Genomic DNA, 22,818 nt, shown 5'->3' on the forward strand with positions numbered 1-22,818 from the left:
TTCAGACGGCGTACGCACCATTTCAGGGGGAGTACGCCGGTCGTACGGCTAGGCGCCACCGGTGCGCCGAGCGCGCAGTCCGGACCCGATCGCCCAGCCGACGCCACCCGCGGCGACCAGCACCAGCGCCATCTCCGGGAGGATGCCCAGGTCCGTCGCCGGGGTCCTGCTCGAGCGCAGCGGCACCTTCTGCACCAGGTAGCCCGGCACGAACATGCCGGTCTTCTGGGTGACCCTGCCGTCCGGCATGATGATCGCGCTGACGCCGCTGGTCACGGGCACGGTGACGGTGCGGCTGTGCTCGACGGCACGGATCCGGGACATCGCGAGCTGCTGGTAGGTCATCTCGCTGCGGTCGAACGTCGCGTTGTTGCTCGGCACGGAGATCATCTGCGCGCCATGGGTGACCGTGTCGCGTACGGCCCAGTCGAAGGCGGCCTCGTAACAGGTGGCGAGACCCACCTTGGCGCCGTCGATGTCGAACACACCCGGCGCGCTGCCGCGGCTGAAGTCCTGGCGGACCATGCTGGTCCAGTTCTTGTTGACGGCCCCGACGAGCCCGCGCAGCGGGAGGTACTCGCCGAACGGCTGGATCTGCCGCTTGTCGTAGGTCTGTGTCGGCCCCTTGGCGGGGTCCCACAGAATCTGCTCGTTGAGCAGCTTGCCGTCCTTCTCGACCACCGCGCCGACCGAGATCGGCACGCCGACCGCCTCGGCGGCGCCCTGGATGACGGCCGCCGCGTCCGGGTTGGTGAAGGGGTCGATGTCGGAGGAGTTCTCCGGCCACAGCACGTAGTCGGGTTTCGGGGCCTTTCCCGCCTTGATGGCGGCGGCGAGCTTGAGCGTCTCGCGCACGTGGTAGTCGAGCACGGCGCGCCGCTGGGCGCTGAACTCCAGCCCGGAGCGCGGCACGTTGCCCTGGATCAGGGCGACGGTTCTGGTGCCGTCCTCGGCCGTGTCGCTCACGAGCGGCCGGGCGGCGACCGCACCGGCCACGGGGACGGCGACGCTCAGCAGTGCGGCGGCCGCCGCCCCGCGCCGCACGGCGCGCGTGTGACGCCGTTCGGCGATCAGCCGGCCGGCCTCGTACAGACCGAAACCGCACAGCACCACCGCGAAGCCGAGCACGGGTGTGCCGCCCACCGCGGCGAGCGGCAGGAAGACGCCGTCCGCCTGCCCGAAGGCGACCTTGCCCCAGGGGAAGCCCCCGAAGGGCAGGCGCGCGCGTACCGCCTCGCCGGCGATCCAGACGGCGGCCGCCCACACCGGCCACGCCGGCAGCTTGGAGACGGCTGCGACGCCCACGCCGACCAGGGCGATGAAGATCGCCTCGATGGCGACGAGGGCCAGCCACGGACCCGGCCCGACCTCGACGCCGGTCCACACCAGCAGCGGCAGCAGGAAGCCGAGGCCGAAGAGATAGCCCAGGCCGAGCGCCGCCTTCCAGCCGCGGCCGCGCAGCAGCCAGCCGAAACCGGCGAAGGCGGGCAGCGCGAGCCACCACAGGGGGCGTGGCGGGAAGCTGACGTAGAGCAGCACTCCGCAGAGCGCGGAGGCGACGGCCGGGACCAGGCCCAGCAGCCGGCCGCCGCGCCCGCCGGAGGCGGGGGTCGGCCGGAGCTGGTCCGACTGGTCCACGGAAGTTGCGGTGACGGTCACCCGGGTGAGTGTACGGCCGCCGACCTGGCGGCCGACAGCGCGGTTCGAGGGCCGGCACCGGCTCCCGACGGCGCGGTTCACCGACCGGCACCGGCTCCCGGCAGCCGAGCGGAGGGCTCCGTTCCGCACCGCCCTCCCTGGCGCACGCGCCGCCGCACCCGCCCCGCCACCCGCCCTCGTCGCGGCGTTCCGCCGGCCACCACCGCCACTTTCATCGCATCTCGTGTCCAAACCGGTCATCAGCGGCTACGGTGTGCCCAGCCTCGGCAGTGCGGCCGAATCCGGTGTCGTGCCCGGCCGTGGCCTGGGGCAGGGGTCGGGGACGGGGACGAGGGGCAGCAGTGGGGTCGACGGGAACGAGGTCCGCGGCCGGGGTGGAGGCGGGCGCGGCCGACGTCAGGCGAAACGTTTCGGACGGGGCGGGCCTGATCCTTCTGGGCGCCTGTGCCGGCTGGTCGCTGATCACCGCGGCGGCGCACGACGGACGGCCCGAGGGCGTGCTGCTCGCGGTGCTCGCGGTGGCCGCCGGTCATGCCGTCGGCCGGGTCTCCGGCGCCCTGCTGCCGGTGGCCGCGCCGTGCGTCGGCGCGGCGGCCGGAGTCACGCTGGCCGTGGCCCTGCCCGCCCTCTCCGCCGGTCCCCGGTACGCCGCGCCGCTCGGCCATGCCGGTGGCACGGCCGCGGTGCTGACGCTCGCCACGGGAGCGGCGTGCTGTGCCGCCTGGGCGACGTCCGTGCCCGAGCTGCGCCTGGTGCTGCGGGCGCTGGCCGCCGGGATCGTGCTGACCGGGGCCGCGCTGGGGTCGTCGGCCGGTTGCGTGGCGAGTGCCGCCGTACTGCTGTGTTCGCTCGCCGCGGGCTCCGCCTCCCGCCGGGGGCCGTACCTGCTGGGCCTGCTCCTCCCCGCCGCCTTGGCGGCCGGAACGGCCTGGGCTCTCGCCGCGCGAGTGCTGCCGGGCGGCCTCGCCGGGGTGCTCGAAGGCCGGCTCACGGCGCACCGGGTCACGTTGTGGCAGGACGCCCTTCGCCTGGCGCGCCGCAACCGGGGGCTCGGGGTCGGTCCAGGACGGTTCGGCGAACTGGCTGGCTCGCAGCAGACGCTGTCCGCCGACGCCAGGCCGCACTCTGCCCTGCTCCAGGTCGGGGCGGAGCAGGGGCTCGTCGGGGTGTTCCTGTGTGCCGCCGCGTTCTGCTGGGTACTGCACGCGCTCTGGCGCTCTCCCCGTTCCACCCCGGTCGCCCTGACCGCCGGCGCCGCCCTGACGGCGCTGGCCGTGTTCGCCACGGTGAGCGACGCGCTCAGCTTCACCACGGTGACGGTGGGGGCGGCGCTGCTGGCCGGTTGGGCGACGGCGCGGCCGTGGGCGCGCGACGGCGCGGAGCCCCGGCTCTGAGCGGTGGTAGCGGCGTGCGCCGGGGCGCAGCGCCGACGGCGTGGCGTGCGCCGGCGCGCGGCGCGGGATTTCAGCGGGCCGGACCCGGCTTGATAGTCCGCAGGCGGGCCCGGATGACCCGTACCGCGGACTCCGCGTTGTCCACCGTGATCGTGAAGGTGTGTCCGTCCCACAGGCGCAGCACGATGCCCTCGCCCCGGCGTACGACGACGGCCGTGCCCTTCTCGGGACGCCAGCGGTAGCCCCAGCCGCCCCACTGCCGGGGCGTGACGAGGGCGGCGAACTCGGCGCCCGCCACGTGGGACAGCGGGATACGACGGCGTGGCAGCCCGATGTGGCCGCAGCGCACCTCGAGGCACTCCTCGTCGAGTTTGAGGTCGACGTGCACGAACGCGAGCGTGCCGAACAGGACCAGCAGACCGGCGGCGATGCAGCCCACGACGGACATCGCCAGCGGGGCGATGCCGGAGGTCCACGCCGAGTCCACGGCCAGCTCGATGCCGAGGGCCATGCAGGCGGCGCCGACCAGTGCAAGCAGCCACTGCATCCGGTTCCTCGCCCGCCCGGTCCAGACGTCGGGGTGCGCGCTGTCGTCGGCGTGGGGCTGGTCCCTCATATTTATGAGGTTACTCAGGTTTCGCTGCGCGGGCAGGGCGTCGCCCAGGGTGACTGCCCCGGGTGGGTCAGGCGGTCCGGTGTGCGGTCCGCGGTCGCCGAGCGGTCAGCGGACGGTGCTGACCGCCTGCAGGAAGCGGCCTTCCTGGTAGGACAGCGCCGTGTCCGGGAGGGTGGCCTCGCGACCGCTGAGCAACACCCTGAGCGTCGTGTCGGCGACGGCTGCCGGATCCGGCTCCGCGCCGATCCTGCGCAGGGCCTGGGCGGCCACCGCACCCGCGGAGCCGTGCAGGGCGAGCGGCGGACGGCCCGGCCGCTGGACGGCTGCCCGGATGGACTCGGCGACCAGCTCGTAGTTGGTGCAGCCCAGGACGACCGTGGTCACGTCCTCGGGGGTGCGCGCCGCGGCCGAGGCGATCGCGGCGTCGATCGCGCTCCGGTCGGCATGGTGCACCGCGTCCGCGAGGCCCGGGCAGGGCACCTCGGTGACGGCCACACCGGCGGCGAACTGCTCGATCAGGTTGCGCTGATAGGCGCTTCCGGTGGTGGCGGGGGTCGCCCAGATCGCGACGTGCCCGCCGCCCGCCGCGGCCGGCTTGATCGCCGGGACGGTACCGATGATCGGCAGATCGGGCTCGAAACGGGCCCGCATCACCGGCAGGGAGTGCACCGAGGCGGTGTTGCAGGCGACGATCAGGACGTCGGGCTCATGGGCGGCGGCCGCCTCGGCCACGGCGAGGGCCCGCTGGGTGATGTCCTCGGGCGTGCGCGGCCCCCAGGGCATCCCGTCGGGGTCCCAGGAGAGCACGAGATCCGCGTCGGGCCGCAGCCGCCGTACCGCGGCGGCGGCGGGGAGCAGGCCGATTCCGGAGTCCATGAGCGCGATCTTCACCCGGCCACGATAGACGATGGGGCCTTGGCGCCCGGCCGGGTGGGGCAGACTGCGGGCGTGGACGCCCTGATGTGGATCACCGTCGTATCGCTGGCCGCCTGGTGCTGGCTGCTGCTGTGCCAGGGCTTCTTCTGGCGCACGGACGTCCGGCTGCCGCCGAGCCGGGAACCGGACCCATGGCCGTCCGTCTGTGTGGTCGTACCGGCCCGCGACGAGGCCGCGGTGCTGCCCGCGAGTCTGCCGTCGCTGCTGGCCCAGGACTATCCGGGGCGGGCCGAGGTCTTCCTGGTGGACGACGGAAGCACCGACGGCACCGGCGAACTGGCCCGCGAGCTGTCCCGGCGGCACGGCGGGCTGCCGCTGACCGTGGCCTCACCGGGTGAGCCTGCCGCGGGCTGGACGGGCAAGCTGTGGGCGGTGCGGCACGGCATCGGCCTGGCACGCGCGCGTGCGCCCGAGTTCCTGCTGCTGACGGACGCGGACATCGCGCACGCACCGGACAGCCTGCGCACGCTGGTGGCGGCGGCCGGGGCCGGGGGCTTCGACGTCGTGTCGCAGATGGCGCGGCTGCGGGTCGAGAGCGTGTGGGAGCGCCTGGTGGTCCCGGCGTTCGTGTACTTCTTCGCTCAGTTGTATCCCTTCCGGTGGATCGGCCGCAGGGGTTCACGCACGGCCGCGGCGGCGGGCGGCTGCGTCCTGCTGCGCGCGGCGACGGCGGACACGGCGCGGATCCCGGACTGCATCCGCCACGCCGTCATCGACGACGTGGCGCTCGCGCGCGCGGTGAAGGGCTCCGGCGGACACGTCTGGCTGGGGCTGGCCGACCGGGTGGACAGCGTGCGGCCGTATCCGCGGCTGCACGACCTGTGGCGGATGGTCTCGCGCAGCGCCTATGCCCAGTTGCGGCACAACCCGCTGCTGCTCCTCGGTACCGTCGCGGGACTGGCGCTCGTGTACCTGGTGCCGCCCGCCGCGGTGGTCGCGGGAGCGGCGGGCGGTGGTACGGCGACGGCGACTGTCGGCGCGCTGGCGTGGGCGGTGATGGCGGGGACGTACGTGCCGATGCTGCGCTACTACCGGCAGCCGCTGTGGCTCGCTCCGCTGCTGCCGTTCACCGCGTCGCTGTACCTGCTGATGACGGTCGACTCGGCCGTGCAGCACTACCGGGGTCGCGGGGCGGCCTGGAAGGGCCGCACGTACGCGCGTCCCGGAGCCGTGACCGACGAGGGCTGAGCGCGGTCACTTGCGGCCAGGCGTCCAGTTCATCCCCCATCCGTAGGCGCGGTCTACGGTCCGCTGCGGACTGACTCCGCGCTCCGGCACCAGATACCGTGCCTCGCGCTGCACGACGAGGTCGCCGCCCGTGTTGGTGATCAGGGCCAGCGCGCACACCGTGGACGGCACGGTGCACTCGTCGAGCGAGAAGTCGACCGGGGCGCCGTGCTCCGGCTGGAGGGTGACGGTGGCGTGCAGGTCGGCGAAGGAGCTCGCGCCTTCGTAGATGGTGACGAAGACGAGGATGCGCCGGAAGTCCAGCCTGTGGTCGAGGTTGATGGTGAGGTTCTCACCGCTCGCCGTGGCACCGGTGCGGTCGTCGCCGTCGAGGTGGATGTACGGCGGCCGGTGCAGCGATCCGAAGGCGTTGCCGAGGGCCTGGACGACCCCTTTGCGGCCGTCGGCCAGTTCGTACAGGGCGCACAGGTCGAGGTCGAGCTCTCCCCGTCCGCCGCCCCATCGGCCGCCCCAGCCGGAAAGGTGTTTCATCGTCTGCCAGTTGAGGTTGACCCGCATGGCCCCGGAGGTGCCGCCCTGCTTGGCGAGCGAGACGGAGGGCGCCGCCTTCGTGAGGGTGACCTTGGACAGGCGCACCGGCTGGGGTGCCGGGGCGGGAGGGGCCGCGGCAGTGGACCCGGGCGCGGGCGGCATGGCCGGGGGCGGTGGTGCGGGTGCGGCCGCGGGCACGGACGGCACGGCCCGGGACGGTGGAGCGGGAGGGGGCGCGGGCACGGACGGCACGGCCCGGGACGGTGGAGCGGGAGGCGCCGCGGGAGGCGTCGGCGGTGTCAGCCGGGCCTGCGCGGCGGGCGGTGCGGAGTGCTGGGGTTCGTCGACGGTGATGCCGAAGTCCGTTGCCAGGCCCTCCAGTCCGCTGCTGTAGCCCTGGCCGACGGCACGGAACTTCCAGCCGCCCTGGCGGCGGTAGAACTCGCCGAGCACGAAGGCCGTCTCCACGGTGGCGCCGGTGCTGTCGAACCGGGCGACCACCTGGCCGCTCACGGCGTCGGTCACCTCGACGTACAGGCCGGGTACCTGTCCGAAGGCCCCGCCGTCGGCGGAGGCGGCGAGGACGATCCGCTCGATCGCGCCCTCCACGCGCGCGAGGTCGACGGCGAGGGTGTCGGTGATCTCAGCGCCGGTCGCCCGCTTGCCCTCGTGGCGCACCGCGCCGGAGGGATGGGCGGGCTGGTTGTAGAAGACGAAGTCGTCGTCGGAGCGGATCTTGCCCTCGGCGAGCAGGAGCGCCGAGGCGTCCGCGTCGGGGACGCCGGGTCCGCGGCGCCAGCCCAGTTCGACCCGCAGGGCCGTGGCCGGCACCGGTGTGTTCGACCCCTTCGGCATTGACATGTCCGCCCCCATCCGTGTCGGTTTCCGGGCACCCCCGGTCGTCCAGATCATCCCTGCCCGCACTCCGTGTTCGCGGGCACGGCGGACCCCTTTGCGTGGCGCCGGAAGATCGCCGGTCAACCGCCGGTAACCCCGCAGGAACTCGCCCTTTACACGATTAAAACGCGGACCGGCGTCCTTTTTTGCCATGTTCGCTCGGATTGGGGATCCAGGGTCACCGCCGACACAGAAAACAACCCTCTTATCGGTCTCCCCAACGAGCACATCGTGGGCTTAACTTATGTGCCATGACCTCCCCCCGCTCCACTTATGGTGGCGGCTACTACTCCGCCTCCTTCCCGGACACCCCGATCTACGACTCGCTCGTCGCCGAGCGGGGCACCCCGCAGATCGCCCCGATCCGGGTCCCCGCCGCCTACGACATGGGCAGCAGCCTTCCCGCCCTGCCGTCGGCACTGCCCGCCCTCCCGGCGGCCCCCGCCCCGCAGGCCCCCGCCTACGGCTACCCGCAGATGCAGCAGCCCGCGCCGCTGCAACAGGCGCCCGCGGCGTACATCCCGCAGCAGGCGACCGCCCCGCGGGGGTACCCCGGCCCGCAGGCACCGCAGCAGCAGCGCCCGATGGGCACGGGTTACGAGGCCATGCGCCCCGCCGCACCACGGCCCGCGCCGGCTCCGTACCAGGACCCGTACAACAACCAGCAGTACCGGGGCTACTGACCGGCGTCCCCTTGCTGTCACTGCCTGCTGGCACGATGACGGCATGGGAATCGCCGAGGTGGAGTCGATCCACGTTCATCCGGTCAAGGCGTTCCGGGGCCATGCGCCCCGGGAGGCCGAGGTGGAGCCCTGGGGCCTGGCCGGAGACCGCCGCTGGGCGCTGATCGACACCGGGGGAAAGGTCGTCACACAGCGCGAACAGCCGCGCCTCGCGCTGGCCGCCGCCGAGCCCTTGGCCGGCGGCGGCCTTCGTCTGTCCGCGCCCGGCCAGGGGCCGCTGGCGGTGTCCGTGCCCGAGCCGGCCGCGACCGTGCCGGTGAACATCTTCGGCACGAAGGTCGAGGCGGTCCCGGCAGCCCCGGCCGCGCACGCCTGGTGCAGCGCCTATCTGCGGGCGGACGTCCGCCTGGTCCACATGGACGATCCGGCCACCCGCCGCCCGGTCGATCCCGCCTACGCCCTGCCCGGCGAGACGGTGAGCTTCGCCGACGGCTATCCGCTGCTCGTCACCACGGCGGCCTCCCTCGACGCCCTGAACTCCCTGATCGCCGAGGGCACTCACGCCGACGAGGGCCCGCTGCCCATGAACCGCTTCCGGCCCAACGTGGTCGTCGCCGGCACCGAGGCCTGGGCGGAGGACCACTGGTCGCGGATCTCCATGGGAGAAGTGGTCTTCCGCGTGGCGAAGGCCAGCGGACGCTGCGTCGTCACCACCGTCGACCAGCACACCGCCCTGCCCGGCCGCGAGCCCCTGCTCACCCTGGCGCGCCACCGCAAGGCCGGCTCGAAGCTGCTCTTCGGCCAGAACCTCGTTCCCCTCTCCACCGGCACGATCAGAGTCGGGGACCCGGTCCGTGTAATGGAGTGACGCGCGCCGGCGGCTCGGCAGTCGGGGGGAACCGGTGGGGGGTCCCGGTCGTTGGGAGGACATGAGGGATCCGTGAGACGCCTCGCTCGTGGCCGACCGCGGTGGAAGTGATGTCGCTCTCTCTTGCGCGGGGTCGCGGATGTGCGCCCGCGCAGGTGGCTATGACGGAGCCGAAGGGGGGTGAGGGCATGCAGGCAGTCAGTGGCCTGTGGCGCTGGCGGCACAATCCGCTGCGCCGCGCGACCGATCTGGCCGAGGCTTGGGTGGCCCTCGTGGCGCTGGCGCTGATCGCCCTGGCCGCGCCCGTGGCCGGCTGCCTGGTCGGCGCCGCCGCCCAGGACTCACTGCAGCGGTCCGTGCGTGCACAGCACCACACGCGCCACCTCGTGACCGCGACGGTGGTGCGTGGCCTCGGCGAGGCCCCGCTGGAGACCGACCCCGACACCACGACGACGCGCGAGACCCGCAGCCGCGTCCTCGCGAACTGGGCGGCGCCGGACGGCACCCAGGAGCACGGCCCCGCCCTGACCGCCCTCAAGTCCCCGCACGCGGGCGACCACTTCAGGCTCTGGACGGACCCGCGCGGCCGAATAACGACCCGCCCGCTGGACTCCCCCACCGCCACGACACACGCGGTGCTCGCCGGGATCGGCGCCGCGCTGCTGGTGGCGGGCCTGGTCGAAGGCGGCAGACGGCTGACCGTGTGGCGCATGATCCGCAGACGGTACGCATGCTGGGACCGGGCCTGGGACCGTGCGGGCCCGGACTGGGGCAAGGCGGGCACCGGCAGCTGACGGCCTTCCGGCTCTGGTCAACCCACCGTGCACGCACACGCTACGGTGGACCGGCCGAAGCGATTTCGGCGACAACCCGCGGGTGATCGAACCGCAGGGGCGCGCGCAGGTTTCCGGAAGCGCGAACGCGCACCAGCCCCAGGGCTGAGCACGGTCGCGGTCGTGGCACCGGCGTGAAGTCCCCTGCGGGAGCGAACCATCAGTACGACGAGGTGGGGGCACGGCAACGCCATGGCACAGGGCACGGTCCAGGTGACGCACACCGGTACGTCGCGGTGGCGGCGCCGCACGGGCGAGTACGCATCGCTCGCCGCCGCCCTGGAGGCCGCCACCGACGGTGACGTCCTCACCATCGCCCCGGGCACCTACCGGGAAAACCTCGTGGTCCAGCGGGCGGTGACGCTCCGTGGCCCCGACGGGTCCCCCGGCTCCGTGCGGATCGCGCCCGTCGACGGTGTGCCCCTCACCGTGCGCGCCTCGGCCGTGGTGCAGGACCTGCATGTGGAGGGCCAGGACGTGGCGGCGCCCGCGCTGCTGATCGAGGAGGGCACTCCGGAGCTGATGGACGTGCGGATCGTGACCCGGTCCGCCGCGGGGATCGAGGTGCGCGGCGGTGCCCGGCCGACCGTGCGCCGCTGCACCGTCGACAACCCGGCCGGCATCGGCATCGCCGTACTCGACGGCGGGAGCGGCGTGTTCGAGGAGTGCGAGGTCGTCGCGGCCGGTCAGGCGGGTGTGGCCGTCCGCGGCGGTGCGCATCCGCGTCTGGAGCGCTGCCGGGTGCACCATGCCTCGGGCACCGGGATGACCGCGACCGGCGAGAACTCCGCGCTGGAGGCGGTGGGTTGCGAGATCTACGAGGTCCGCGGCTCCGGGGTGCAGGTCACCCAGCGGGCGACGGCACACCTGACCGACTGCGACGTGCACCGCACCACCGCCGACGGGGTCACCCTGGACACGGACGCCGTGCTCACGCTCGCCGACTGCCGCATCCACGACATCCCGGAGAACGCCGTCGACCTGCGCTCCCGTTCGGTACTGACGCTCACCCGGACGACGGTCCGTCAGTTCGGGCGCAACGGCCTGTCGGTGTGGGACCCGGGGACCCGGGTGGACGCCAACCAGTGCGAGATCTTCGACAGCACCGGTGACTATCCGGCGGTGTGGGTCAGCGACGGCGCCACCGCCGTCCTCGACTCCTGCCGGGTGCACGACGTGCCGGACGCCCTGTTCGTGCTGGACCGCGGTTCGCGCGCGGACGTCGTGGACAGCGATCTGTCCCAGGTGCGCAACACGGCGGTGTCGGTGAGCGACGGGGCGACCGCGCAGCTCGACGACTGCCGCATCCGGGAGGCGGCGACCGGCGCGTGGTTCCGCGACCACGGCAGCGGCGGCACATTGAACAACTGCACCCTGGACGGCACGCAGACCGGCGTCATCGTCACCAAAGGCGCCGATCCGACCATCGAACGCTGCACGGTCGACTCCCCCGCAGAGGCCGGTTTCTACGTCTCGGCCGGCGGCCGCGGCAGCTTTCTGGACTGCCGGGTCACCGGCAGCGGCGGCTACGGCTTCCATGTGATAGACGGCTGTCGTGCGACGCTGCGCAGGTGCCGTACGGAGCGCTGCGCGCGAGGCGGTTACGAGTTCGCCGACGCGGGCCCGGACGCCGCGTCCGGGACGGGTCCGGTCGTCGAGAACTGCACCAGCGACGAGAGCGGGGGCATGCGGCCGCCCGCGCTCCGCGAGACCGCCGTACAGACGACGACGCACTCCCCCGGCCTGCTCGGCTCGATCCCCGGGCAGCGCAGCACCGAGCAGGAGCCGCTGATCGCCGCCGCCGAGCCGGAGAAGCCGGTGCGGACGTCGAAGGACGTGCTCGGGGAACTCGACGCGCTGGTGGGCCTGGAGAGCGTCAAGCGGGAGGTGCGGGCGCTGACCGACATGATCGAGGTCGGGCGGCGCCGGCAGCGGGCCGGTCTGAAGGCGGCCTCGGTCAAGCGGCATCTGGTCTTCACCGGCTCCCCCGGCACCGGCAAGACGACGGTCGCCCGGCTCTACGGCGAGATCCTCGCCTCGCTCGGTGTGCTGGAGAAGGGACACCTGGTGGAGGTGTCCCGGGTCGACCTGGTGGGCGAACACATCGGTTCCACCGCGATCCGCACCCAGGAGGCCTTCGAGAAGGCGCGCGGCGGTGTGCTGTTCATCGACGAGGCCTACGCGCTGTCGCCGGAGGACGCCGGGCGTGACTTCGGCAAGGAGGCCATCGACACGCTGGTGAAGCTGATGGAGGACCACCGGGACGCGGTGGTGGTGATCGTCGCCGGTTACACGGCGGAGATGGAGCGCTTCCTCTCGGTCAACCCCGGAGTCGCCTCCCGTTTCTCCCGCACCATCACCTTCGGCGACTACGGCCCCGAGGAGCTGCTGAGGATCGTGGAGCAGCAGGCCGACGAGCACGAGTACCGGCTGGCGCCGGGCGCGTCCGAGGCGCTGCTGAAGTACTTCACGGCCATCCCGAAGGGCCCGGCGTTCGGCAACGGCCGCACCGCCCGGCAGACGTTCGAGGCGATGGTGGAACGGCACGCGAGCCGTGTCGCGCACCTGGCGGACCCCAGCACCGACGATCTGACCCTGCTGTTCGCTCAGGACCTGCCCGAGATGCCCTGAGCACCGGGCCGGACACGGGCCCGGCCCGCACTCGTCTCCGGCATACGACCTGGACGCGGCGCTGGCCTGGTGCTGCGCCGCCCCCCGCCCGGACGGTCGGGCTCCCGGTCGGGGTCCGGGCAGGGCCGGGCGCAGACGGCTGAGCAAGGCGGGCCCGTGCACGGGCGAAGGCTGGCTCCGCCTGGTAGTCGGAGTGGCCGAGGAGGGGCGCCCGAAGGGGATGCCCGGGCGTGCGGCCGTAAGCCGACGGGTCCGGCAAGGGCGTGGTCGACTTCCGGCGTGCCGTCGTCGGGGACGCGGACGGGGCCGCCGATGGGGTCCGTGCGGCGGTAGAGGTTGCTCCAGCAGACGACCTCGCGGTGCAGGTGCGGCGAGGGCGGGCGGTCCGAAGTGGGCCGGGAACCAGCGGCCGTACAGGCGTTCCAGCGGGGAGCCGTAGGTCAGCAGCGCGATCCTGCCCCGGACGGACGGGGGGAGCTGCCAGGCGACCGCCGCGGCCAGGACACTGCCCTGGGAATGGCCGGAGAGGACCAGCCGGCCTCCGGTGCGATGGGTCCAGGTGGCCATGCGCCAGGTCAGATCGGACACCGCGCGCTCGGCGTAGCACGGCGGTGCGAAGGGGTGGGCGGCGCGCGGCCACAAGGTGCCGACGTCCCCAGAGGATGCCGATCGTGCGCCGTGCCGAGGCGTCCTTGCAGGCGCGTCTGCCCCAGGTGACGAAGAGCACCGAGCCGAGGTCCACCAGCCAGGAGACCAGCGCCTGCGAGGTCGCGGCGACGGCCTGTACGGCGTCGTGGGTCCGGTGGGCGGCTCCGTCGGGCCTCCTGCCGGTGGCCAGCGCGCCGGCCGGCGCCACGGCACCGAGCACCAGGGTGGTGACAGTGAGGACGGCGACGACGAGGGGTGCCCGGTCGGTGAGGGTGGCCATCGCGCGGGCGTGGGCGATGGCGCTGGTACGGCCGGGGTGCTCGGGTTCGCCGGGATGCTCGTGGCGGATCCGGTCGCGTTCCGCGCGGGCCAGCTGGGCGGTGCCGGCTCCGAGCCGGGCGCCGAGGAGCAGCAGGACCGCGAGGACCGCCGGGATCGTGGACGCCTGCCAGGTCAGCAGGACCGGCGGCCCGGGCAGCATGGCCCGGGTGCCGTCCAGCCAGTCGGCGACGCGCTGCGCGACTCCGCCGCACATCAGCCCACTGCCGCCGTCCGACGGCCCGACAACCCCACCCCTCCCACCGCCCGACGGTTCGGTATCCCCGCCCCTGCGGCCCTCCGGTCGTCCGGCGGTCCCGGCCCTCTGAGCGTTCCGTGGTCCGGTGTGCCCGACCCCCGTAGGACTGGTCCGAGGTCCGGCGCCCCCGCTCTCGCGCCCGGTCTCCGGCCGAGCCGGTGGTCCCGGCGGCGGGAGGTCGGGGCCAGGGGCTGCGTCCGCCTGACCGGGCACCGGTGCGAGGTCGGCCGTCCGATCGCTCTCGGACCGGGTCGCCTCGCCCGCCGTGGCCTTCTCTGGGTCGGCCGGCCCCTTCGGCCCACCGGTCCGCGGTCCCACCACGACGTCTCGCTGTCGCCCGTCAGGGCGTTCCTGCGCGCGGTCCACTGTTCTCGCACCCCCGTGACGCGCCCGAGGACTGTGCCGATGCGGGCTTCAGGATCTCCGCTCGCGCAGGCGGCGCACACCTCCCGGTACGGAATCTCCCCGATCCGTGTGCCGGCGGCGGGCAGGACCGGGCCGGTGTGGCATGAGCGCGTCGTGACAGGTGGTGGCGCAACCGACGCCCACCCGTGAAAAGATGGGACGCCCGCGCATCTCCGGCCGGACGGAACCTCCTGGTCGGAGGCGCTGCGCCGGGCGTGTCGGACGGATGGCGGCGAAAGGACCGGAGCGTACGTGAGCGAGAATCAGAACCTCCTCGCGGAGCAGCGCCGCGCCCTGATCGTGGACGAGGTCCGGCGCCGGGGCGGTGTGCGGGTCAACGAACTGACCCGCAAGCTCGGCGTGTCGGACATGACCGTACGCCGCGACCTGGACGCCCTCGCCCGCCAGGGCGTGCTGGAGAAGGTGCACGGCGGTGCGGTGCCCGTGGTGGAGGCCAGCACCCACGAACCCGGTTTCGAGGCCAAGTCGGGGCTGGAGCTGACCGCCAAGGAGGACATCGCGCGTGCCGCCGCCAAGCTGGTGACCCCGGGCACGGCGATCGCGCTGTCCGGCGGTACGACGACCTACGCGCTCGCGCAACAGCTCCTGGAAGTGCCGGACCTGACCGTCGTGACGAACTCGGTGCGGGTGGCCGACGTCTTCCACGCGGCGCAGCGCACCTCGGGCCAGCGGCAGGGCGCGGCCACCGTGGTGCTGACCGGTGGTGTGCGCACCCCGTCGGACTCGCTGGTGGGACCGGTGGCCGACCAGGCGATCGCGGCCCTCCACTTCGACCTGCTCTTCCTCGGTGTGCACGGCATATCGGCGGAGGCCGGTCTGTCCACGCCGAACCTGGCGGAGGCGGAGACGAACCGGCGGCTGGTGCACTCCGCGCGCCGGGTCGTGGTGGTCGCCGACCACACCAAGTGGGGCACGGTGGGCCTGAGTTCCTTCGCCGCGCTGGAGCAGGTGGACACGCTGGTGACCGATGCGGGCCTGCCCGCCGAGGCGCGTGCGGAGATCTCCGAGCACCTGCGGGTCGTGGTGGCGGGCGAGCCCGGCGACGAAGACGGCGCAGACATCTGACGGTCCGTCAGCTATGGTGACCCCGCCCGCTCGACCGCACCGCGGGAGTGCCACAAGGGGGTAGAGGTCCATGGCTCGTCGTCTGCGTCCGGTGGACATCGGCTTCGTCGCGACCGCGCCCGTGCGCCTGGTCTTCGCGCGGGAGGTCTCAGCCTCCCCCGATCTGGTCTTCGGGGCGCTCGCCGAGGACGTGCCCAGCTGGACCCAGTGGTTCTCCGCGGTGACGCTCGCCCGGGCCACCGACGGTGGCGCCGGGCGTGAGATCCGGCTCAGGGGCGGGACGCGGTTCGAGGAGACGGTGCTCGTGGCGAAGGAGCCGGAGGTGTACGCCTACCGCGTCGACACCACCAACGCACCGGGCGCCCGTGCCCTGGTCGAGGAGTGGCGTCTCGCTCCTCGTGGCACGGGCACGCAGGTGCAGTGGACCTTCGCCGCGGACGGGACGGCGGCGTTCCGGTTCGTTCTCGGGCTGGCCCGGGCGGGAGTGGGGCGGGCCTTCCGCGACGCGGTGACGTCCTTGGACCGGCACCTGGGCGACGAAGGAGGGAAGTGAGGGCTCCCGGCGGTGGCGACACCGCGTATGCCCTTTCCCCTCCCTCGTCACGAGCCCGGTGGCGCCGCTCCCGTCATCTGCAGCGCATCACATGCATCGCGGGCATCACATGCATCACACCCGGAACAGGTCGAGGAAGGTGCTCCAGAAGCCCTTCTTCCTGGCCGGTTCCTGGCGGGTGGCGGTCGGCGCCGTCGGAAGCGGATGCTCCGCCGCCGCGGGAACGGTGCGGCTGGGCAGCGCGGAGGCCATGCGGGTGGCCGGTGTCGGACTGAAGGCCACGGGCAGGGCCACCAGGGCCCGGTGGAACGGGCCCGGCCGCCACTGAAGGTCCTTCTCGGGGGCGGCCAGAGTCAGATCGGGCAAGGCGTTGAGGATCTTCTCGATGGCCGTGACGGCGATGACCTGCGCCGGGTCCTTGGCCGGACACGCGTGCGGGCCGGCTCCCCAGGCCAGGTGGGCGCCCTTGCCGTGGTTCCGGCCGGCCTCGGCCAGCGCGGGATCGCTGTTGGCCGCGGCGAAGCTGATGACGACCGGCGTGTTGGCCTCCGCCACGACTCCCCCGAGGTCCACGTCCTGGACCGGGTAGTGGGTGGCGTAGTTGGCGATCGGGGTCTGGTTCCACAGCACGTGATCGATCGCCTCCTCGATCAGCAGCCCGGAGTCGCGTCCGCTGGTGCCGGGCGACAGCAGCAGGAGCAGGGCGTTGCAGATGAGGTTGCGCTCGGGTTCCACGCCGGCGCCCATCAGAATGATCAGCTGGTCCCTGAGCTCCTCGTCGGTCAGTCCCGCCGGGTGCTGGATCAGCCAGGAGGTGACGTCGTCGTCGGGCCGGCGCCGCTTGAGGGCGACCAGTTCCATGAGACAGGAGTTGATGTCCTCGCTGGCGCGCTGGGCGTCGTTGCCGTCGAACATCGCCGACATGGCGCTGGTGAGGCTGTCCCCGATGTCCGCGGGGCAGCCGAAGAGCTTGTTGAACAGCAGCAGCGGGAGCAGCTTGGCGTAGTCGTTGAGGAGGTCGGCGCGGCCCCGCTCGCTGAACTGGTCGATGAGGTAGTCGGCGATGGGCTCGACGTCGCGGCGGACCCGGGTGATGTTGAGCCGGGCGAGGCTGTCCGTGACGGCCTTGCGCAGCCTCAGGTGCACGGCGCCGTCGGTGAACAGGCAGTTGGGCCGGTACGCCATCATCGGCAGCACCGGGTTGTCCAGCGCGATCCGCCCTTCGTTCAGCGCCTTCCAGCGGCGCGAGTCGCGGGCGAAGAGCGTGGTGTTCTGCAGGACGCGCAGCGCCATCTCGTGGCCGACGACCAGGGTGGCGTCGACGCCGGGGGCGAGTTCGACCGGTCCGGCCGGACCGTGGGCGCGCAGCCGGTCGTAGAGATGGTGGGGGTCCGCGGCGAACGCCGCGTCGTGCATGGGGCATCTGGCCCCGGCGGGGGCGGGGGCTGACTGACGGTCCATGGGGTTCCTTCTGCTGGCTCCGGGCCGGAGGTCCGGGGGAATGGGGGTGTCAGGCGGCTCGGGCGAGCAGGTGACGCACGAGCGCGATCAGCGCGTGGGCGGAGGACTGCCGGTCGCGGGCGTCGCAGTAGACGACGGGGGTGTCCGGGAGCAGGTCCAGCGCCTCGCGCACCTCCGCCTCCTCGTACGCCCGGCCCGCGTCGAAGCCGTTGACCGCGATGGCGTACTCGAGGCCGTACCCCTCGACGAGGTCGATGACGGGGAAGGTCTCCTCCAGCCGGGCGGGGTCGACCAGGAGGAGGGCCCCCAGCGCACCGCGGGCCATGTCCTCCCACAGCTGCATGAAGCGCTGCTGTCCGGGGGTGCCGAACAGGTACAGCACGAGCTCGTCGCTGAGGGTCAGCCGGCCGAAGTCCAGGGCCACGGTGGTGGTGCGCTTGTCCGCCACGCCCCTGAGGTCGTCCACGTGGAGCGACGCCTGCGTCATCTTCTCCTCGGTCCGCAGCGGGGTGATCTCGGACAGCGAGCCGATGAAGGTCGTCTTGCCCACCGCGAAGTGCCCGACGACGAGGATCTTGGCAGCGTTGGTCACCGCGCTGGAGACGTAGATGGATCCAGGGGCGGTCTCAGCCGATGAGGGATTGGAGTCCATGCAGAACCTTCTCGAGGGTCGCTCTGTCAACGTTCTGAGCCCGGGGCGGCTCTGCGCGGCGCAGCAGGTGGCCCTGCTCGAATAAATCGCTCAGCAGCAGCCGCGCCACCCCCACCGGCAGTCCCACGTGACCGGCCACTTCGGCGACCGACAGGTAGCCGCCCGCGCACAGCGTCCAGATCGCCATCACCTCGGGGCCGGCCCCCAGCGGAGGGGTCCGCTCGGGGGCCAGGGTGACCAGGGTGTGCAGCGCGAGGTCGCCCGAGGCGGGCAGGCTGCGGCCGCCGGTGATGACGTAGGAGCGGACGAAGTCGCTGGTGACGGACGCTTCCTCACCGGGCGTCGTCATACGCCGGCACCGTTGTCCGACCGGGGCGCCACGCTCATCGCCTTGCTCAGGCCCGCCACCGTCTTCTGCATGCGGAACGACATGGCCTCCATGTCGACGTCCAGCGCGGCCGAGACGGCGAGATACGAACCCTGGCCGGCGGCGATCAGGAAGATCCAGCCGTCGTCGTACTCGAGCAGCGTCTGCTTCCAGATTCCGTGTCCCGCTCCCACGAACCCTGCGACGGCGCGGCTCAGCGACTGCATCGAGCTCATCGCGGCGGCGTTCGTCTCGGCATCGTCGCGTCCGATGTCGTCCGAGCGCTGCAGCAGCAGGCCGTCTCCCGAGACGAGGATCGCATGCCGGGCTCCGCGTACCTCGAGCACGTCGTTCAGCACCCAGGACAGGTCGATCTTCACTGCTTGTCAGGTCCTTCCGTGGTGTTCGTGGTCCGCCCGAGGTGGGTTCCGCGCGCGAAAGCCCCGAGCCGCGACGCCGTCACCTCGCTGACCGGCTCGGGCTTTCCCTCCCGGTCTGCGGTGTCGGGGGCCGGGACCACTGTGACGGGGCCGCTGCGCCGGCGGCGTTTGGGCAGACCTCCCGAGGTCGTCCCCACCACGTGCGAGGGGCCCACGACCGGGACCGGCGCCAGTCGCTGGGGGGCCGCCTCCGCCACCGCGTCGTCCGGCGCACCGGCCGCGGGGGGAGGGGCGTCGGCCGCGAGAAGACTTTCGGGCACACGAATCACTGCACGCACTCCGCCGTAGGGGGACACGGAGCCGACGGACACGGCGAAGCCGTAGCGGGCGGCGAGCATGCCGCACACGGCGAAGCCGAACCGCGGCGGATCGCCGAGACCGGTGATGTCGACGGGACCGTCGACGGACAGCAGCGCCGCCGCCCGGTCCTTGGTCTCCTGGTCCATGCCCAGGCCGGCATCGTCCACGATGAAGCACACACCGGTCGGTACGGTCTGGATGTTGACCTCGACCGGCGTCCCGGGCGCGCTGTAGTTCGTCGCGTTGTCCAGCAGTTCGGCCAGCACCACGGCCACCGGCTCGACGGCCTTGCCGACCAGCGAGACGTTGACCTGGGAGTGGACGCCGACCCGCTTGAAGTCCTTGATCCTGCCCTGGGCGCTGCGGGCGACGTCGTAGACGGTGGCGGCGCCCTCGCGCCTGCCCAGCCATCCGCCGCACAGTACGGAGATGCCCTTGGCGCGGCGTCCGAACTGGCTGCCGGTGTGGTCGACCGTCATCAGGTCGGCCAGCACGTCCGTGGTGTCGCCGTACTTCTTCAGCAGGTCGTCCAGGAGGACCTGCTGTTCCTCGGCGAGCGACTGGAGCGTGCCCATCGCGGACTTCAGCACCGCCTTGGTCGCCGCCTCCGCGTCCCCCCGTACGTCGGCGAGGTCGCGCTGATGCTGTGCGCTCAGCCCGGCGACGTGCGTGTGAAGCCGGCCGATCTCGCCGCGCGCCTCACCGAGTGCTGTCTCCAGATCCTTTCTCGTTCTTCGGAGCGCCATGTTGGTTCTCCGGGCCCGCATCACCGCGGCGACCGCAGCGATGAGCACCACCAGCAAGATCCACAGCAGTGGATCCTGGGTCAATGACGTCATGAGACTCTCTTCAAGTCGCATCGCGCCAAGAGCGTGCGAGCGCGATGGTGCCTGTGAGACTGTCCCCCCGGACGCGTTCTTGACACGCCATCAGCCCACTGAAAAGTAGGATGATCTTACCAGTCACACAGACCCAACCAGCTTGTGCACAGCTGCAATTGAGACGTCACCAAACCCTCACAAGCCCGTCACCCACGCGTCGGGCACCGGCTGCCGCGCAGCCCGCAACGGCTCAGTCCGGCCACACGCCCGTCGCCAGGAGCGAGTCGATCGCCGTCGCGTACGGCGCGATGTCCAGACCCTGCTCGGCGAGCCAGGCGTCGGAGTAGTACTTGTCGAGGTAACGGTCTCCCGGGTCGCACAGCAGTGTGACGACGCTGCCCCGGCGGCCCTGGGCCACCATCTCGGAGACGATCTTCAGCGCGCTCCACAGCCCGGTGCCCGTGGAGCCGCCCGCCTTGCGGCCGATGGCCCGCTCCAGGGCGCGCACGGCGGCGACGCTGGCCGCGTCCGGGACCTTCATCATCCGGTCGATCGCGCCGGGCACGAAGCTCGGCTCCATGCGCGGCCGGCCGATGCCCTCGATCCGGGAGCCGCACTCGCACGTGACGTCCGGATCGCCGGTGGTCCAGCCCTCGAAGAAGCAGGAGTTCTCCGGGTCGGCCACGCAGATGCGGGTGTCGTACTGCATGTAGTGGACGTAGCGCGCGAGCGTCGCGGACGTGCCGCCGGTGCCGGCGGTCGCGACGATCCAGGCCGGCTCCGGGAACCGCTCCAACTCCAGCTGGCGGAAGATCGATTCGGCGATGTTGTTGTTGCCGCGCCAGTCGGTGGCGCGCTCGGCGTAGGTGAACTGGTCCATGTAGTGTCCACCGGTCTCCACCGCCAGACGGGCGGACTCCTGGTACATCTTCCGGGAGTCGTCCACGAAGTGACACCGGCCGCCGTGGAACTCGATGAGACGGCACTTCTCGGCGCTGGTCGTGCGCGGCATGACCGCGATGAAGGGCACGCCGATCAGCTTGGCGAAATAGGCCTCGGAGACGGCGGTCGAGCCGCTGGACGCCTCGATGACCGGACGGCCGGGACGGATCCAGCCATTGCAGAGGCCGTAGAGGAAGAGGGAGCGGGCGAGGCGGTGCTTGAGGCTGCCGGTGGGGTGCGTCGACTCGTCCTTCAGGTAGAGGTCGATGCCCCACTGCTCGGGAAGGGGGAAGCGCAGCAGATGCGTGTCCGCCGAGCGGTTGGCGTCGGCCTGGACCTTGCGGACGGCCTCTTTCAGCCAGTCGCGGTAGGCGGCGTCACTGCGGTCGACATCGAGGGTCGCGCCGGTCCGGGTCGGATGGGTGGTGCTCACGGCGGTGCTCCTTACGCTGGGCTCCGGCGACGCCTCGCGCGTCCGGCACTTCGAGCATAGGCATCTTTCGCACCGCTTCCCACCTGCATAAACGCATCTTTCAGCCACCCAAAGCCCCCCTGGGGCACAGGCGTGCGAGGCGGCCGGGGGCGCATTGGCGGGAGTGCTCCGGGCGGCTTCCGCACACGCCTCGCGCGTACTGGTGCTCCCGGCCGCATGGGGGCAGACTGCACGCGACGGGACGATCGTCCCCAGGTCCTGTCCGACGATTCCCGTCGTCCGCCCGGAGGGCGGGCCCCACAGCGTCCCGTGCGTGCGGTCGCAAGGCGCCGGAGCGTCCTCGATGGGGGTGCCCCCGCTCGAGCGAGGTCGAGCGGGGGAGGAGCCACGCGGGCGGTTCGGCAACGCGGCGAGCGTGCGTACCAGGTGCCGCGGGGCGGACGGGAATCGTCGGACGGGCCCTGAGGGGGCGCACACTGGATCGCGGAAACACACGCGCAAGGGGGCGGCGAAGGATGGCGGAGCCGGAGTTCACGGCCACGGGCGTGCGGATCGGCAAGCGGCTGCGTTCGCTCACCCGCGCCGGGCAGGTGCGGATCAACGACGGCAGGCTCGAGTTGCTCACCAGCTACGGCAGCGAGATCGACAGCGCCCCGGTCCAGGCGGTGCGCGCGTCCAGGCCGCTGTTCGGGCCGCACGACAAGGCGTTGGCCGACCTGAACGGCAAGCGGTACCTGCTGACGCTGGGCGAGCAGGACCCCGCTCCGGGCGAGCCCGGGCCGCCCGCGGCACGCCGGTTCATCGAGGCGGTGCGCCGGGCCGCCGGCCGCGGCGACTGACCGGACCGGGGCCACCGGCCGCGGCGACCGACCGGCGCGGGGCCGCCGGCATCGGAACGCACCGGTCGATACTCCGAGCAGCGGTACGTCGCGGCGAGTTGCGGTACCGCCTCCGCTGCGTCACGCTGGTCTCACGTCACTCTGGGTTTACCGGCGATAACGCTGCGAACCAGCCCGCCGGCCATGACAGCAGGCGGACGTTTGGACGCAAGCACCCTGCTGGATCCGTTGTTCTCCGTGTTCTTCCGGTCCCTTCGGACCTCTACATCGGGGAGTCGCAGCCGTGATCAGTCACCCAAGCAGGCACTGCACGGTGGAGCTCCAAGCCCTGCCGTCGCGGATCGGCCAGGTCCGCAGAATCGTATCTGCACAGTTGCGCTACTGGCACATGGACGCGTTGATAGACCGGGCCGCGCTCGGTGTGACGGAGCTGCTCAGCAACGTCCACCGGCATGCCAGGCCCGACAAGTCGTGCAAGGTCGAGCTGGAGCTGGAGCCGGACCGGCTCACGGTCTCGGTGCGCGACAACGATCCACGCCTTCCGGTGCTGCACGACGCCGCGCACTCGCCCGACGCCACGCCGCTCGCCACCTGCGGGCGGGGGCTGGCGATGGTGGCGGCGGTCAGCGAGAGCTGGGGCGCCCGGCCGGACGGCGAGAACGGCAAGGTCGTCTGGTTCACTCTGACGGCCCCTGCGGTGGTACGGCCCCATCCGGCCACTGCGCCGCGCCGCGTGGCGGAGGTACGGCCGGCACCGGAGCCCGTCCGCGTCGGCACGCCGGCCCAGGTGCCCGTGGTGCCCGTGGTGCCCGTGGTGCCCGTCGGCAGCGGGGTCGCGCGCGGTGCCGAAGTCCCCGTCGGGGTGGCCCCGGTGGCAAGCGCGGCACCCATGACCACCGGCCCCGGTCTCCAGGCTCCCGCCCGGTCGGCCGTTCCCGGCTGACCGGGCGGTGACATCGCCTCCGGCGCGGGCGGGAATTCCTCCCGGTCGCGCCGGGTCGGCATGCGGGTGTGTGGGCTGGTCGCGCAATTCCCCGCGCCCGTCGGGGAGCTGCGGT

General features: G+C 72.6%; 20 protein-coding genes and 1 pseudogene. 10 read left to right on the plus strand and 11 right to left on the minus strand.

What is annotated here, in order from left to right:
* Positions 1-48 precede the first annotated feature (48 nt).
* On the minus strand, positions 49-1,659 hold the full coding sequence (gene lnt / locus ABZ919_RS14615; RefSeq protein WP_361247275.1) for an apolipoprotein N-acyltransferase: 1,611 nt from the start codon (positions 1,657-1,659) through the stop codon (positions 49-51).
* Between the two features lie 425 nt (positions 1,660-2,084).
* Between lnt and ABZ919_RS14620 the strand changes: the two genes are divergently transcribed.
* On the plus strand, positions 2,085-3,053 hold the full coding sequence (locus tag ABZ919_RS14620) for an O-antigen polymerase (protein WP_361247602.1): 969 nt from the start codon (positions 2,085-2,087) through the stop codon (positions 3,051-3,053).
* A 70-nt stretch (positions 3,054-3,123) separates the two neighbouring features.
* Here the strand turns inward: ABZ919_RS14620 and ABZ919_RS14625 are convergent, their stop codons facing one another.
* The gene (locus tag ABZ919_RS14625; protein WP_361247277.1) at positions 3,124-3,669 is read right to left on the minus strand and encodes a hypothetical protein; all 546 of its coding nucleotides are present in this window, start codon (positions 3,667-3,669) and stop codon (positions 3,124-3,126) included.
* Positions 3,670-3,774: 105 nt separating this feature from the next.
* Complete coding sequence (locus ABZ919_RS14630; protein WP_361247278.1) at positions 3,775-4,560, minus strand: aspartate/glutamate racemase family protein; 786 nt, start codon at positions 4,558-4,560, stop codon at positions 3,775-3,777.
* A 69-nt stretch (positions 4,561-4,629) separates the two neighbouring features.
* Between ABZ919_RS14630 and ABZ919_RS14635 the strand changes: the two genes are divergently transcribed.
* Positions 4,630-5,793: a glycosyltransferase gene (locus tag ABZ919_RS14635; RefSeq protein ID WP_361247603.1), complete on the plus strand. Its 1,164-nt coding sequence runs from the start codon at positions 4,630-4,632 to the stop codon at positions 5,791-5,793.
* A 6-nt stretch (positions 5,794-5,799) separates the two neighbouring features.
* On the opposite strand, the gene ABZ919_RS14640 is transcribed toward ABZ919_RS14635, so the two are convergent.
* The gene (locus tag ABZ919_RS14640; protein ID WP_361247605.1) at positions 5,800-7,179 is read right to left on the minus strand and encodes a TerD family protein; all 1,380 of its coding nucleotides are present in this window, start codon (positions 7,177-7,179) and stop codon (positions 5,800-5,802) included.
* A 293-nt stretch (positions 7,180-7,472) separates the two neighbouring features.
* On the opposite strand from ABZ919_RS14640, the gene ABZ919_RS14645 reads away from it, so the two are divergent.
* The 4 genes from ABZ919_RS14645 to ABZ919_RS14660 all read left to right on the plus strand — a co-directional run bounded on the left by ABZ919_RS14645 (position 7,473) and on the right by ABZ919_RS14660 (position 12,236).
* Positions 7,473-7,904: a DUF6643 family protein gene (locus ABZ919_RS14645; RefSeq protein WP_361247281.1), complete on the plus strand. Its 432-nt coding sequence runs from the start codon at positions 7,473-7,475 to the stop codon at positions 7,902-7,904.
* Positions 7,905-7,947: 43 nt separating this feature from the next.
* Entirely contained in the window at positions 7,948-8,772 is an 825-nt protein-coding gene (locus tag ABZ919_RS14650) for an MOSC N-terminal beta barrel domain-containing protein (protein ID WP_361247284.1), read from the plus strand.
* Between the two features lie 188 nt (positions 8,773-8,960).
* Positions 8,961-9,566, plus strand: coding sequence for a hypothetical protein (locus ABZ919_RS14655; RefSeq protein ID WP_361247286.1), 606 nt, complete (start codon positions 8,961-8,963; stop codon positions 9,564-9,566).
* Between the two features lie 231 nt (positions 9,567-9,797).
* Positions 9,798-12,236 (plus strand): right-handed parallel beta-helix repeat-containing protein, encoded by a 2,439-nt coding sequence (locus tag ABZ919_RS14660; protein ID WP_361247287.1) that lies wholly within the window; start codon positions 9,798-9,800, stop codon positions 12,234-12,236.
* A gap of 105 nt (positions 12,237-12,341) precedes the next feature.
* On the opposite strand, the pseudogene ABZ919_RS14665 reads toward ABZ919_RS14660, so the two are convergent.
* Positions 12,342-13,425: pseudogene (locus tag ABZ919_RS14665) on the minus strand (hypothetical protein); the annotation flags it as partial.
* A gap of 693 nt (positions 13,426-14,118) precedes the next feature.
* Between ABZ919_RS14665 and ABZ919_RS14670 the strand changes: the two are divergent.
* Both ABZ919_RS14670 and ABZ919_RS14675 read left to right on the plus strand, forming a co-directional pair.
* On the plus strand, positions 14,119-14,952 hold the full coding sequence (locus ABZ919_RS14670) for a DeoR/GlpR family DNA-binding transcription regulator (RefSeq protein WP_361247290.1): 834 nt from the start codon (positions 14,119-14,121) through the stop codon (positions 14,950-14,952).
* Positions 14,953-15,022: 70 nt separating this feature from the next.
* Positions 15,023-15,505 (plus strand): SRPBCC family protein, encoded by a 483-nt coding sequence (locus tag ABZ919_RS14675; protein WP_361247293.1) that lies wholly within the window; start codon positions 15,023-15,025, stop codon positions 15,503-15,505.
* Between the two features lie 114 nt (positions 15,506-15,619).
* Here the strand turns inward: ABZ919_RS14675 and ABZ919_RS14680 are convergent, their stop codons facing one another.
* From ABZ919_RS14680 to ABZ919_RS14705, 6 genes are all read right to left on the minus strand, one after another.
* Entirely contained in the window at positions 15,620-16,921 is a 1,302-nt protein-coding gene (locus tag ABZ919_RS14680; protein ID WP_361247606.1) for a cytochrome P450, read from the minus strand.
* Positions 16,922-17,015: 94 nt separating this feature from the next.
* Entirely contained in the window at positions 17,016-17,618 is a 603-nt protein-coding gene (locus ABZ919_RS14685; protein WP_361247296.1) for an ATP/GTP-binding protein, read from the minus strand.
* Positions 17,593-17,967 carry a DUF742 domain-containing protein gene (locus ABZ919_RS14690; RefSeq protein WP_361247298.1) on the minus strand — a complete coding sequence of 125 codons (375 nt, stop codon included), beginning with the start codon at positions 17,965-17,967 and terminating at the stop codon, positions 17,593-17,595. Before ABZ919_RS14690 ends, ABZ919_RS14685 begins: the two co-directional genes overlap by 26 nt.
* Positions 17,964-18,365, minus strand: coding sequence for a roadblock/LC7 domain-containing protein (locus tag ABZ919_RS14695; RefSeq protein WP_361247301.1), 402 nt, complete (start codon positions 18,363-18,365; stop codon positions 17,964-17,966). The genes ABZ919_RS14690 and ABZ919_RS14695 overlap by 4 nt, the downstream gene beginning before the upstream one ends.
* Positions 18,362-19,564, minus strand: a complete 1,203-nt coding sequence (locus ABZ919_RS14700; protein WP_361247304.1) for an ATP-binding protein — start codon at positions 19,562-19,564, stop codon at positions 18,362-18,364. Before ABZ919_RS14700 ends, ABZ919_RS14695 begins: the two co-directional genes overlap by 4 nt.
* A gap of 232 nt (positions 19,565-19,796) precedes the next feature.
* Positions 19,797-20,921 (minus strand): PLP-dependent cysteine synthase family protein, encoded by a 1,125-nt coding sequence (locus ABZ919_RS14705; RefSeq protein WP_361247306.1) that lies wholly within the window; start codon positions 20,919-20,921, stop codon positions 19,797-19,799.
* A gap of 515 nt (positions 20,922-21,436) precedes the next feature.
* Here ABZ919_RS14705 and ABZ919_RS14710 point away from each other — a divergent pair.
* Both ABZ919_RS14710 and ABZ919_RS14715 read left to right on the plus strand, forming a co-directional pair.
* Positions 21,437-21,760, plus strand: coding sequence for a hypothetical protein (locus ABZ919_RS14710; RefSeq protein WP_361247309.1), 324 nt, complete (start codon positions 21,437-21,439; stop codon positions 21,758-21,760).
* A gap of 283 nt (positions 21,761-22,043) precedes the next feature.
* Positions 22,044-22,703 carry an ATP-binding protein gene (locus tag ABZ919_RS14715; RefSeq protein WP_361247311.1) on the plus strand — a complete coding sequence of 220 codons (660 nt, stop codon included), beginning with the start codon at positions 22,044-22,046 and terminating at the stop codon, positions 22,701-22,703.
* Positions 22,704-22,818 lie beyond the last annotated feature (115 nt).

The organism is Streptomyces sp. NPDC046759 (genome assembly GCF_040645475.1).
Lineage (GTDB): Bacteria > Actinomycetota > Actinomycetes > Streptomycetales > Streptomycetaceae > Streptomyces.